This window comes from Streptomyces sp. NPDC028928, assembly GCF_055564915.1.
In genome coordinates this window covers 271659-284660 of sequence record NZ_JBVHVI010000011.1, presented here as the reverse complement: position 1 = coordinate 284660, position 13002 = coordinate 271659, and the positions used below count along the sequence as shown (strand labels likewise).

The following is a 13002-nucleotide window of genomic DNA, read 5'->3' as shown; positions in this document are numbered from 1 at the left end:
CTCAGCCCCGCAGATCCACCAGCAACGGCGGCGCGTGCTCCCCCTGCACGGTGGTCAACGACAACACCGCATGCCCCGGCGGCACCCCATGAGCCAACTCGGAAGCCGACCACCGCTCCCGCTCCACCTGACGCACGGTGACGGCGCGGGCCGTGGGCGCCTGACCGGTGATGACCCGGCGCAGCATGTGCACGGCCTTGCCGGCCGGGGTCTCGGCGATGATCTGGCGGTCGGTGACGTCCCGGGTCTCCGTCCACTCCTTGCCCCACACCTCGGCGAAGTCCTGACCGTCCCAGGGGGTGAGCCCGGACAGCGCCATCCTGCAGCCCGTCGCGCCGAGCAGCGGGCCGCGCAGCGGCCGGGGTACGTCGTCCAGGGTGCGCAGCGTGAGCACCGTACCGGCGTTGGCGCTGCGCAGCCGCTGGATGCCGCGTACGGCCTCCGGTGTGACGACTCCGGAGGCGTCGTCGAGGAGCAGGCAGGCGAAGAGCGACCGGTCCTCCCGTACCGTCACGGAGGCGGTGAACTGGGCGAGCACCAGCCGGGCCAGGATCCGGGAGGCGTCGGCATGGCCGCGCTGGGGCAGGTCGATGCGGACCCGTACCGGGTGGTCGAGGGCCCGGAGCGAGAACGGCCGGCTCTGTCCGGAGGTATCGAAGAAGGCTGCGAAGGCGGGACGGTCGAGCAGGGCGATCCGGTCGGCGAGGACGGTACCGACGTCGCCCGGGTGGGCCATCTGCCGCTCCCGGGCGTCCAGCTCCCTGAGCAGGGACGCGTGCCCGGCGTCGGTCAGGCCCTTGCGCAGCGCGGCCAGCGGTCCGGGGGCGCCGTCGAGCAGCTGCCGCAGCTCCGGTACGGAGGGGAAGCGGTCGTGGACGGCGTGGAAGGGGCCGAGCAACTGGGCGAGGACGGTGGTGGAGCGGCGGCTGTCGCTGCCGGGGTGCGGGTCGGCGAGGTCACCGACGAGAGCCTCGGCGAGTATGGCGGCGGCTTCGTCGGGGTCGGTGGTGCCGCCGTAGAGGTCGAGGTCGTACACGGACTCGGGGTGGCCGACGCGTACGACCACGTCGTAGGCCTCCGCCGGGCCGAGCCCGGCGCCCGCTGCGCCGACCACCACGACCGAGGCGCGGCCGGCCAGGGCGTGCAGGCACAGGGACTCGGCGAGCGGTCGCACCAGGGCACCGGTCTTCCCGGATCCGGCCGGGCCGACGGCGAGCAGTGAGGTGCCGAGCAGGTCGGGGCCGAGGGCGAGGCCGGCGCCGCGGTACTGGTAGGGGTTGCGGGGGTCGTCGGCGGTGGTGCCGAGCCGGACCTGGCCGGTGAGCAGGTCGTGCCGGGCGTGCCGGGCGGGCAGGTCGCGGTCGCCGGAGGGGTGCGGGCAGGCGGCGGCGCCGTCCTTCAGCACGGCGCCGGTGAAGCCGGCAAGACTGTGCCGGCCGGACCGCACGCCCTGCCAGGCCCGGCTGATCCGCGCATGGTCCACATCCCGCATGAGCCCGGCCTTCGCCTCGGCAGCCAGCCGCTCAGCAGCCTCATACGCCCCGGCCCGCCGCAGCTGGGGCCATTCGGCGGGGTCTTGGTCGGGGGTGGGGGGCGCGCTCGCCTCCGCGGGCTCCGCGGGGCGCCAGGCGCGCGGCCCGTAACGGCGCCAGACCTCGCCCCAGCGACCGAGACGCCCGACGACCAGCAGGATGGCGAGCGCGATGACGGTGTAGTACGAGTACCAGAGGATCGCGTTGCCGACGGCGTCGTTGCCCTGACGCCAGGAGTCGGGGGTGAACAACTCCAGCGGCAGCACCCACCAGGCGCCGAGGTAGCCGTTCCACAGCAGGGACCACACCAGCCAGCCCACGAGGAAGGCGATCAGCGCGCCGCTGAGCAGTTGCCGGGCCGGGATCTGTTCCGGCTCCTGGTCGGGCCGGGGCCGGTGCCCGTAGCGCCACACTCCCGGCGCGGCCTCCGGGCGCGGGGTCCGCAGCCAGGTGAGGAAGGGGGATCCGTCCGGCTTCGGCGGCGCACCGGGCGGCATCAAGGCCCCGGGCGGCATCGCGGGTGCGGGCGGCGCACCGGGCGGCATGGGCGGCACCCCCGCCCCCTCCCCCGACGTCGTTGGCCGTGGTACAGGGTTCGTGTGCGTGCCGCGTGGGTCCCGCGTGCTGTCGCTGTCCATCGAGCTTGCCCCCTGACCAGCGCGTCCGTCCGCCGTTCCGTCCGTCATCAGCGAGTCAATCTAACGCCCCGGCAAGGGGAGTTCACCGCTTACATGGCCGGAAGCGGCAGGGGGCGCCCGGGTGGGCTATGTCCACGGCGGACAACGGGAGGCGTCGACAACGCCCACATGGAGCATGCCCACCCCCCGGAACCGGTCTTAGCCTGCGAGAAAAGAAGGTATGCGTCCGAAAACGCACCGCCCGGAACACCCCGGGACCGCCCGGTACGCAAGATCATCAGGGAGCCCCCATGACCGCACTTCCGCAGGAGCGCCGCGTCGTCACCGCCATCCCCGGCCCGAAGTCGCAGGAGCTTCAGGCCCGCCGTACCGCCGCGGTCGCACAGGGCGTGGGCTCCGTGCTGCCCGTGTTCACCACGCGCGCCGGCGGCGGCATCATCGAGGACGTCGACGGCAACCGGCTCATCGACTTCGGTTCCGGTATCGCCGTGACCAGCGTCGGCGCCTCCGCCGAGGCCGTCGTACGGCGGGCGAGCGCCCAGCTCGCCGACTTCACCCACACCTGTTTCATGGTCACCCCGTACGAGGGCTACGTGGAGGTCGCGGAGGCGCTGGCCGAGCTGACCCCGGGTGACCACGCCAAGAAGTCCGCGCTGTTCAACTCCGGCGCCGAGGCCGTCGAGAACGCCGTCAAGATCGCGCGTGCGTACACCAAGCGGCAGGCCGTGGTCGTGTTCGACCACGGGTACCACGGGCGGACCAACCTGACCATGGCGCTGACCGCCAAGAACATGCCGTACAAGCACGGCTTCGGTCCGTTCGCGCCCGAGGTGTACCGCGTCCCGGTCGCGTACGGCTACCGCTGGCCGACCGGCCCGGAGAACGCCGGCCCCGAGGCCGCCGCGCAGGCCATCGACCAGATCACCAAGCAGGTCGGCCCGGACAACGTCGCCGCGATCATCATCGAGCCGGTCCTCGGCGAGGGCGGCTTCATCGAGCCCGCGAAGGGCTTCCTGCCGGCCATCCGGCAGTTCGCCGCCGACAACGGGATCGTCTTCGTCGCCGACGAAATCCAGTCCGGCTTCTGCCGGACCGGGCAGTGGTTCGCGTGTGAGGACGAGGGCATCGTCCCGGACCTCATCACGACCGCCAAGGGCATCGCGGGCGGGCTTCCGCTCGCCGCCGTGACCGGGCGCGCGGAGATCATGGACGCCGCGCACGCCGGTGGGCTGGGTGGTACCTACGGCGGTAACCCCGTCGCCTGCGCGGGTGCGCTCGGTGCCATCGAGACCATGAAGGAGCAGGACCTCAACGGCAAGGCCAAGCGCATCGAGGAGGTCATGAAGGGCCGCCTCACCGCGATGGCCGAGAAGTTCGACATCATCGGTGACGTGCGTGGACGCGGTGCCATGATCGCCATCGAGCTGGTCAAGGACCGGGCCACCAAGCAGCCGAACCCCGAGGCGACCGCCGCGCTCGCCAAGGCCTGCCACGCCGAGGGCCTGCTGGTCCTGACCTGTGGCACCTACGGCAACGTGCTCCGCTTCCTGCCCCCGCTGGTGATCGGCGAGGACCTCCTGAACGAGGGTCTCGACATCATCGAGCAGGCGTTCGCGCGCATCTGAGCAGCAGGTCCGCACCTCTGAAGAGGTGCCTGCGGCAGGCCGTGTGAAGAACGTGTGCGGGGTGGATGACGGGAGCGGATTCCGTCTGCCCAAGCGCCCCGGCCTGCCGTAGGTTCTCTCCAGATGAGAGATACACCCGTCCACAGGGGACTGCGGACGGACACCGGGCCGGGGCCTCCCCAGCTTCGACCTGGTCGTGCCCTCGCGCACACAACCGGCGCCTGACGGCTCCGGGATCTCCTCACCGATCGGACGGTCGCCGCCCCAAACCCCCCGGGGCGCGCGACGTTCCGATCCGGACGGCCGCCTCGGAACCACCCCCCTGTTCCGGGGCGGCCGACCTCCTTCCCGCCGGCTGTCTGCCAAGCTGGGCCCATGCTGCTCCTGGTCCTCCCGGCGATCGTCCTCGCCCTCGTCACCTGGCAGGTAGTCGCCGACGGGCCGCTGCTCCGGGTGGACGCGGACGCCAGCCGGGCCCTCGTCCACCCGGACCGGTTCTCCCAGCTCCTCTCCGACCTCGGCAACGTCCAGGTCGCCCTGCCCGTGCTCGCCGTGGCCCTCGGGTACGCGGCCTGGCGGGGCCGGGCCGCCGGTGCCGGGCGCTGGTGGCTGCCGCCGCTCGCCGCGGCCGTGCTGATGGCGCTGGTGCCGGCGGTCGTCGTACCGCTGAAGGAGTGGACGGCCCGGCCGGGGACACCGGTGGTGCCCCCGGGGACCGGCTACTTCCCGTCCGGTCACACGGCGACGGCGGCGGTCGCGTACGGCTCGGCGACCCTGCTCCTGCTGCCCTGGCTCCGCTCCCCCGCCGCCCGCCGCGCCCTGGTCACCGGGTGCGTGGCCCTTGTCCTCGGGGTGTCGTACGGCCTGGTCCGCCACGGCTGGCACTGGCCGCTGGACGTGGTGGCCGGCTGGTGTCTGAGCACGGTGCTGCTGGCCGCCATGTCCCTGGTGGTCAGCCGAAGTACGCGTCGAAGTTCTTCTGGAACTCCCCGTTCGCGTAGCGGTCCCAGTTCACCGACCACGTCATCAGACCCCGCAGCGCGGGCCAGGTCCCGTGGGTGGGGTACGAGCCGCAGTTCGTCTTCTTCGTCAGGCAGTCCAGGGCCTTGGTGACCTCGGCCGGGGAGACGTAGCCGTTGCCCGCGTTCGTGGACGCCGGCATGCCGATCGCGACCTGGTCGGGGCGCAGCGGCGGGAAGACGTGGTCCGGGTCGCCGGCGACCGGGAAGCCGGTGAGCAGCATGTCGGTCATGGCGATGTGGAAGTCGGCGCCGCCCATGGAGTGGTACTGGTTGTCCAGACCCATGATCGGGCCGGAGTTGTAGTCCTGGACGTGGAGCAGGGTCAGGTCGTCGCGCAGGGCGTGGATGACCGGGAGGTAGGCGCCGCAGCGCGGGTCCTGGCCGCCCCACTTGCCGGTGCCGTAGTACTGGTAGCCGTTCTGCACGAAGAAGGTCTCCGGCGCCATCGTGAGCACGAACGTCGACCCGTACCTGGTCTTCAGGGTCTTCAGGGCCGAGATGAGGTTCACGATCACGGGCGTGGTCGGGTTCCTGAAGTCGGTGTCGTTCGCGTTCAGGGACAGCGAGTGGCCCTCGAAGTCGATGTCGAGGCCGTCGAGGCCGTACTCGTCGATGATCTTCGAGACCGAGGAGACGAAGGCGTCCCGGGCGGCCGTCGTGGTCAGCTGGACCTGGCCGTTCTGGCCGCCGACGGAGATCAGCACCTTCTTGCCGGCGGCCTGTTTGGCCTTGATCGCCGCCTTGAAGTCGGCGTCGCTCTCCACGTTCGGGCACTCGGTGACCGGGCAGCGGTGGAAGCGGATGTCTCCGGAGGTGGCCGAGGTGGGCTCGCCGAAGGCGAGGTCGATGACGTCCCAGCTGTCGGGGACGTCGGCGAGCCGGGTGTAGCCGGCGCCGTTGGCGAAGCTCGCGTGCAGGTAGCCGACGAGGGCGTGGGCGGGCAGGCCGGACGATCCGCCGCCCCCGCTGCCGGCGCTGGTCGTGGCGGTCACGACGGCGGACTTCGCGGACTCGCCGGCGTCGTTCACGGCCGCCACCTGGAAGCTGTACGCCGTCGAGGCCGCGAGGCCGGACACGGTGGCCGAGGTTCCGGTCACCGTCTGGACCTTGGCACCGTCGCGGTAGACCGTGTAGCTCGTGGCGCCGGTCACCGCCGACCAGGACAGGGCGACGGAGGAGGAGGTCACGGAGGTGGTCTTCAGGCCGGCCGGGGCGGCGGGCGGCTGTCCGGTGCCGCTGCCGCCGGGGCCGACCAGGGTGATGTCGTCGGCCTGGTAGGCGCCGGTGCCGTACCAGCCGTGGGTGTGGATCGTGACCCTGGTGGTACCGGCGCCGGTGCGGAAGGTGGTGCTCAGCCTCTGCCAGTCGGGGGCGGACTGGGTCCAGGCGGAGACGTCGGTGGTACCGGTGCCGCTCGCACCGAGGTAGACGTAGGAGCCGCGGACGTAACCGGACAGGGTGTACTGCGCGTTCGGCTGGACGGTCACCGTCTGGGAGCACTGGGCGTTGTCGCTGCCGGCCGGGGTGGCCTGGAGTGCGGAACTTCCGCTGCGCACGGGAGAGTTGACGGTCGTACCGGCCGTGCAGGTCCAGCCGGTCAGGCCGGACTCGAAGCCGCCGTTGACCGCGACGTCCGCGTCGGCCGCACGGGCGGCCGACGAGAGCGCGGTGATACCGGGTACGGCCAGCAGGGCGGCCGTGAGCGCGGCGAGGACGGATCTCGGACGTCGGGCGCGTTCCACAAGGGCCTCCGGGTTCGGGGGAGTTGGCGGGGCGGAGCGCACACAACTTGGTCCAGACCAATCCTCTTGTCAAGGTGTCCGGGCGCTACCCGTCCTCATCCCTCCGCGCGGCCAGCCCGGCCGCCGCCTCGTGCATCGCCAGCTCCAGCAGCGCCGGGTCGGTCAGCGTGCCCGACCCGTCCGGCGGCACCAGCCAGCGCACCCCACGGGTCGCCCGGCCGGGATACGGCACGACGATCCAGGTGCCGGCCCCGGCGGTACGGACACCGGTGCCGAGCCAGCGGGCCGCGGTCCCCGGCGGCACGAGGAACCCGACCCGGTTGTCGCCGAAGTCCACGAGCACCGGACCGAGTTGGTCGAGGACACGGGTGAGCACGTCCAGGGTCGGATAGCCGAGGTGCCCCGGCAGGATCAGGACGTCCCACGCCTTGCCGGCGGGCAGCAGGGCGACCCCCAAGGGGTTGCGCTCCCACTCCCAGCGACAGGCCTCGGGGTCCGGTGCGACGGATGCCAGCCATTCGACCGCCGTCTTCGCCCCAGTCATCAGAAAGCCTCCCTCTCTCGTACGACACGGTCGCGTCGGGAGAAGAGAGGGAGGCACTCCGCGGGCATTACGCGGGTTTCGGCGACCCGATCGAGCGATCCGGGTCACACCCGGGTGAAGCCCCGGCGGGGCGATCTACGTCGAGACGACCATCGCCTCCCCCTGTGGCGGCGGGAACAACGGGTACGCGCAGGCCTACGACTGCACGACCCAGCACTGGCCGCCCAGGCTGCCCGTACCCGTGTGCGTCCGGTTCGACTAGCTGTCGAAGCCCAGCCCCAGCTTGTCCATCGTGCGCAGCCACAGGTTCCGCCGGCCCCCGTGGGCGTCCGCGCGGGCCAGGGACCACTTGGTGAGGGCGATGCCGGTCCAGGCGAACGGCTCCGGCGGGAACGGCAGCGGCTTCTTGCGGACCATCTCCAGTTCGGTCCGCTCGGTGCGCTCCCCGTCCAGCAGGTCCAGCATCACGTCCGCGCCGAACCGGGTCGCGCCGACGCCGAGGCCCGTGTAGCCCGCCGCGTAGGCCACGCGGCCCTGGTGGGCGGTGCCGAAGAACGCCGAGAAGCGGGAGCAGGTGTCGATCGCGCCGCCCCAGGCGTGGGTGAAGCGGACGCCCTCCAGCTGCGGGAAACAGGTGAAGAAGTGGCCCGCGAGCTTGGCGTACGTCTCGGGCCGGTCGTCGTACTCGGCGCGGACGCGGCCACCGTAGGGGTAGATCGCGTCGTAGCCGCCCCACAGGATGCGGTTGTCGGCGGACAGCCGGAAGTAGTGGAACTGGTTCGCCGAATCGCCCAGTCCCTGCCGGTTCTTCCAGCCGATCTCCGCCAGCTGGCCGTCGTTCAGCGGCTCGGTCATCAGCGCGTAGTCGTAGACCGGGACGGTGTACGACCGCACGCGGCGCAGCAGGCTCGGGAAGATGTTCGTGCCGAGCGCGACCCTGCGGGCGCGGACGGCGCCGTACGGGGTGCGTACGGCCATCCCGGCGCCGTAACTCTTCAGGGTGAGGGCGGGGGTGTGCTCGTACACCCGCACCCCGAGTTTCAGGCAGGCCTTCTTCAGGCCCCAGGCCAGCTTGGCCGGGTGCAGCATGGCCACGCCCCGGCGGTCCCACAGGCCGGCCTCGAAGGTGGGTGAGTTCACCTGCTCGCGGACGGCGTCGGCGTCCAGGAACTCGATGCCGTCCGCGAGGCCCTTGTCCTCCAGTTCGCGGTGCCAGTCGCGCAGTTCCCAGGCCTGGTAGGTCTCGGTGGCGACGTCGATCTCGCCGGTGCGCTCGAAGTCGCAGTCGATGCCGTGCCGGGCGATCGCGGCCTCGATCTCGTCGAGGTTGCGCCGGCCCATCTCCTCCAGTCTGTGGATCTCGTCGGGCCAGCGGGCGAGGCCGTTGGGCAGGCCGTGGGTGAGGGAGGCGGCGCAGAAGCCGCCGTTGCGGCCGGAGGCGGCCCAGCCCACCTCGCGGCCTTCCAGCAGGACCACATCGCGCTGCGGGTCGCGCTCCTTGGCGTTGAGCGCGGTCCACAGCCCGCTGTAGCCGCCGCCGACGACGAGCAGGTCACAGGTCTCGGCGGAGGTGAGGGCGGGCTCGGCGGGTGGCTTGCCGGGGTCTTCCAGCCAGTACGGGACCGGCTGGGCTTCGGAGAGAGAGGCGATCCAGTTGTCTTTGCCACGGCTCATGGCGCTTGGGGCCATGATTTCAACTCCCTACAGAGGACTGCGTGAAAGGCCTACGCCTTTTGCTTGTTCCGGCGATTGCCGATGACCATCGACGTCAGCACGAAGAGCACGGCGACGAGGAACATGGCCGTACCGATGACGTTGATCTGCACGGGCGTTCCGCGCTGCGCCGAACCCCACACGAACATGGGGAACGTGACGGTCGAACCGGCGTTGAAGTTGGTGATGATGAAATCGTCGAAGGAGAGCGCGAACGACAGCAGCGCGCCCGCGGCGATTCCGGGTGCCGCGATGGGCAGGGTGACCCGCAGGAAGGTCTGCACGGGACCGGCGTACAGGTCCCGGGCGGCCTCCTCGAGGCGCGGGTCCATCGACATCACGCGCGCCTTGACCGCGGTGACGACGAAGCTCAGGCAGAACATGATGTGGGCGATCAGGATCGTCCAGAAGCCGAGCTGGGCGCCCATGTTGAGGAACAGGGTGAGCAGCGAGGCGGCCATGACGACCTCGGGCATCGCCATCGGCAGGAAGATCAGCGAGTTCACGGCGCCGCGCGCGCGGAAGCGGTAGCGGACCAGCGCGAAGGAGATCATCGTGCCGAGGATCGTGGCGCCGACCGTGGCCCACACGGCGATCTGGAGGCTGAGGGACAGCGAGCCGCACAGGTCGGCGACGCCGCACGGGTCCTTCCAGGCGTCCGTGGAGAACTGCTGCCATTCGTAGTTGAAGCGCCCCTTCGGTTTGTTGAAGGAGAACACCGTGACGACGACGTTCGGCAGCAGGAGATAGGCGAGCGTGAGCAGCCCCGCGATGACGACGAGACGGCGCTTGAGCCAGTTGACGAAGGGCATTTAGACCAGATCCTCCGTCCCGGACCGGCGGATGTAGAGCGTGACCATGGCCAGGATCGCGGCCATGAGGATGAACGAGAGGGCCGCGGCCGTCGGATAGTCCAGAATGCGCAGGAACTGCGTCTGGATGACGTTGCCGATCATGCGGGTGTCGGTGGAGCCGAGGAGTTCGGCGTTGACGTAGTCACCGGCCGCCGGGATGAAGGTCAGCAGCGTCCCGGAGACCACGCCTGGCATGGACAGCGGGAAGGTGACCTTGCGGAAGGTGGTCCACGGCTTGGCGTACAGGTCGCCGGCGGCCTCGTGCAGCCGCCCGTCGATCCGCTCCAGCGAGGTGTACAGCGGCAGGATCATGAACGGCAGGAAGTTGTACGTCAGACCGCACACCACCGCGAGCGGGGTGGCCAGCACGCGGTCGCCGGCCGTCCAGCCGATCCAGCTGGTGAGGTCCAGGACGTGCAGCGAGTTGAGGGTCTGCACGACCACGCCGTTGTCCGCGAGGATCGTCTTCCAGGCCAGGGTCCGGATCAGGAAGCTGGTGAAGAACGGCGCGATCACCAGGATCATGATCAGGTTGCGCCAGCGGCCGGCGCGGAAGGCGATCAGGTAGGCCAGCGGATAGCCGAGCAGCAGGCACAGCACGGTCGCGGCGGCGGCGTAGAGGACGGACCGCAGGAACTGCGGCCAGTACTCGGCGAGCGCGTCCCAGTAGGTCGCGAAGTGCCAGGTGACCTTGTAGCCCTCCTCCAGGGAGCCCTGCTGCACGGAGGTGGAGGCCTGGTAGATCATCGGCAGCGCGAAGAAGACGACCAGCCAGAGGATGCCGGGCAGCAGCAGCCAGTACGGGGTGAACCGGCCGCGCTTGCGCGGGGGCTTCTTCGCGGGTTCGGCGGGGGCGAGGGGCGGTGGCGCCTCGGAGAGCGTGGACATCAGGCGGCGACCTCTTCCTCGGTGCCCGCGTCGATGTCCTGGGCGGCGTCCAGGCCGAACGTGTGCGCCGGGCTCCAGTGCAGGACCACGTCGGCGCCGGGGACGAGCCGGCCGTCCCGCTCGACGTTCTGGACGTACACCGCCAGCTCGTCGCAGACGGGGCTGTCGATGACGTACTGCGTGGAGACACCGATGAAACTCGCGTCGGCGATCTTGCCGGTGAGGCGGTTGCGGCCCTGCGGGATCTCCCCCGCGTCGTCGGCGTGCGTGAGCGAGATCTTCTCCGGGCGGATGCCGACCAGCACCTTGCCGCCGGCCGTCGTCGGGGCGGAACATCGCGCCTCGGGCAGCACCAGCTTGCCGGTGCCCGCCCTGAGCACGATGTCGTCGCCGTTCTTGGTGTCGACCTCGGCCTCGATGAGGTTGGAGGTGCCGAGGAAGTTCGCGACGAAGGTGCTCTGCGGGTTCTCGTACAGGTCGGCCGGCGAGCCGAGCTGCTCGACCCGGCCGCCGTTCATCACGGCGACCGTGTCGGCCATGGTCATGGCCTCCTCCTGGTCGTGCGTGACGTGGATGAAGGTGATGCCGACCTCGGTCTGGATGCGCTTCAGCTCCAGCTGCATCTGGCGGCGCAGCTTGAGGTCGAGGGCACCGAGCGGCTCGTCGAGCAGGAGCACCTTCGGGTGGTTGATCAGCGCGCGGGCCACGGCGACCCGCTGCTGCTGGCCGCCGGAGAGCTGGTGCGGCTTCTTGCGTGCCTGCTCGCCCAGCTGGACCAGCTCCAGCATGTCCTCCACCTGCTTCTTCACGCTCTTGATGCCGCGCCGGCGCAGACCGAAGGCGACGTTCTCGAAGATGTCGAGGTGCGGGAAGAGGGCGTAGGACTGGAAGACCGTGTTGACCGGCCGTTTGTACGGCGGCAGGTGGGTGACGTCCTGGTCGCCGAGCCGGACCGTGCCGGTCGTGGGCTCCTCCAGGCCGGCGATCATGCGCAGGGTGGTGGTCTTGCCGCAGCCGGAGGCGCCGAGCAGGGCGAAGAAGGAGCCCTCGGGCACGGTCAGGTCGAGCGGGTGTACGGCGGTGAAGGAGCCGTAGGTCTTGGAGATGCCGGAGAGGCGGACGTCGCCGCTGTTGTCTGGTGTCGTCTTCATCGTCGTCACGCCCCTGTGAGCTTCGCGAACTTTCCTTCGTAGGCCGTCTCTTCCTTCTGGCTCAGGGAGCGGAAGGCATGGGACTTCGCCTGCATGGCCTTGTCGGGGACGATCAGCGGGTTGTCCGCGGCGTCCTTGTCGATCTTCGCAAGGTACGGCTTCACGCCGTCGACCGGCGTCACGTAGTTGATGTAGGCGGCGAGCGCGGCGGCCTGCTCGGGCTCGTAGAAGAAGTCCATGAGCCGCTCGGCGTTCGTCTTGTGCCGGGCCTTGTTCGGGACGCACATGTTGTCGGTCGACGTCATGTAGCCGCTGTCCGGGATGACGAAGTCGACGTCCGGGCTGTCCGCCTTGAGCTGGACCACGTCACCGGCCCAGGCGATGCAGGCCGCGAAGTCGCCCTTGGTCAGGTCGGAGGTGTAGTCGTTGCCGGTGAAGCGGCGGATCTGGCCCTTGTCGACGGCCTTCTGGAGGCGGGCGATCGCGGCGTCGTAGTCGTCGTCGGTGAACTTCGCCGGGTCCTTGCCCATGTCGAGCAGGGTCATGCCGATGGAGTCCCGCATCTCCGACAGGAAGCCGACGCGCCCCTTGAGCCTGGGATTGTCGAGCAGGTCGGAGACCGACTTCACCTCGATGCCGTCGAGCGCCTTCTTGTTGTAGGCGATCACGGTCGAGATGCCCTGCCAGGGGTAGGAGTACGCCCGCCCGGGGTCCCAGTCGGGGTTGCGGAACTGGGCCGAGAGGTTGGTGTACGCGTGCGGGAGGTTCGACGGGTCGAGCTTCTGCACCCAGCCGAGGCGGATCAGCCGGGCGGCCAGCCAGTCGGTGAGGACGATGATGTCCCGGCCGGTGTCCTGGCCCGCGGCGAGCTGCGGCTTGATCTTGCCGAAGAACTCGTTGTTGTCGTTGATGTCCTCGGTGTAGTCGACCGTGATCCCGGTCCGCCTGCGGAAGGTCTCCAGGGTGGGGTGGTGCTTGCCGCTGTCGTCGACGTCGATGTACTCGGTCCAGTTGGAGAAGTTCACGACCTTCTCCCGGGCCGAGTGGTCCTGGGCGGAGGTGCCGCCCTGGCTCTTGCCCGCCGCGGGGATCCCGCAGCCGCTCAGCGCCCCGAGGCCGCCGGCCGCGAGCGCGCCGCCCGCGGAGGCCCGCAGCAGCGACCGGCGGGTCAGCGCGGCCCTGCCGTTGCGGAGGCTGCGCCGCATGGCGGCCACTTGGGGCGGGGTCAGACGGTCGGGCTCGTACTGCTCCATGCGCGTGGTGCCCTTTCGGGAGGGATCGGCCTGGTCGTGG

Annotated in this window: 9 protein-coding genes and 1 pseudogene; 2 read left to right on the top strand and 8 right to left on the bottom strand. The window is 70.5% G+C overall.

Going from position 1 to position 13002, the window contains the following annotated elements:
• Position 1: 1 nt before the first annotated feature.
• Complete coding sequence (locus ACZ4U1_RS26675; RefSeq protein WP_467906579.1) at positions 2-2170, bottom strand: ATP-binding protein; 2169 nt, start codon at positions 2168-2170, stop codon at positions 2-4.
• Between the two features lie 290 nt (positions 2171-2460).
• Here ACZ4U1_RS26675 and gabT point away from each other — a divergent pair, with 290 nt between their 5' ends.
• Entirely contained in the window at positions 2461-3795 is a 1335-nt protein-coding gene (gabT, locus tag ACZ4U1_RS26670) for a 4-aminobutyrate--2-oxoglutarate transaminase (protein WP_388322635.1), read from the top strand.
• 375 nt (positions 3796-4170) lie between these two features.
• Positions 4171-4806, top strand: a pseudogene (locus tag ACZ4U1_RS26665) (phosphatase PAP2 family protein); the annotation flags it as partial.
• Here the strand turns inward: ACZ4U1_RS26665 and ACZ4U1_RS26660 are convergent.
• The 7 genes from ACZ4U1_RS26660 to ACZ4U1_RS26630 all read right to left on the bottom strand — a co-directional run bounded on the left by ACZ4U1_RS26660 (position 4748) and on the right by ACZ4U1_RS26630 (position 12962).
• Positions 4748-6559, bottom strand: coding sequence for a chitinase (locus ACZ4U1_RS26660; protein WP_467906578.1), 1812 nt, complete (start codon positions 6557-6559; stop codon positions 4748-4750). The pseudogene ACZ4U1_RS26665 and the gene ACZ4U1_RS26660 overlap by 59 nt on opposite strands.
• Positions 6560-6644: 85 nt before the next feature.
• Positions 6645-7103: a hypothetical protein gene (locus ACZ4U1_RS26655; protein ID WP_467906576.1), complete on the bottom strand. Its 459-nt coding sequence runs from the start codon at positions 7101-7103 to the stop codon at positions 6645-6647.
• A gap of 258 nt (positions 7104-7361) precedes the next feature.
• Positions 7362-8792: an NAD(P)/FAD-dependent oxidoreductase gene (locus ACZ4U1_RS26650; protein WP_467906575.1), complete on the bottom strand. Its 1431-nt coding sequence runs from the start codon at positions 8790-8792 to the stop codon at positions 7362-7364.
• A gap of 35 nt (positions 8793-8827) precedes the next feature.
• Positions 8828-9628, bottom strand: coding sequence for an ABC transporter permease (locus tag ACZ4U1_RS26645; protein WP_467906574.1), 801 nt, complete (start codon positions 9626-9628; stop codon positions 8828-8830).
• Positions 9629-10558, bottom strand: a complete 930-nt coding sequence (locus ACZ4U1_RS26640; RefSeq protein WP_467906573.1) for an ABC transporter permease — start codon at positions 10556-10558, stop codon at positions 9629-9631. It lies immediately after the preceding gene.
• Positions 10558-11718: an ABC transporter ATP-binding protein gene (locus ACZ4U1_RS26635; protein ID WP_467906572.1), complete on the bottom strand. Its 1161-nt coding sequence runs from the start codon at positions 11716-11718 to the stop codon at positions 10558-10560. The genes ACZ4U1_RS26640 and ACZ4U1_RS26635 overlap by 1 nt, the downstream gene beginning before the upstream one ends.
• On the bottom strand, positions 11715-12962 hold the full coding sequence (locus ACZ4U1_RS26630; RefSeq protein ID WP_467906571.1) for a polyamine ABC transporter substrate-binding protein: 1248 nt from the start codon (positions 12960-12962) through the stop codon (positions 11715-11717). The genes ACZ4U1_RS26635 and ACZ4U1_RS26630 overlap by 4 nt, the downstream gene beginning before the upstream one ends.
• Positions 12963-13002: the final 40 nt, after the last annotated feature.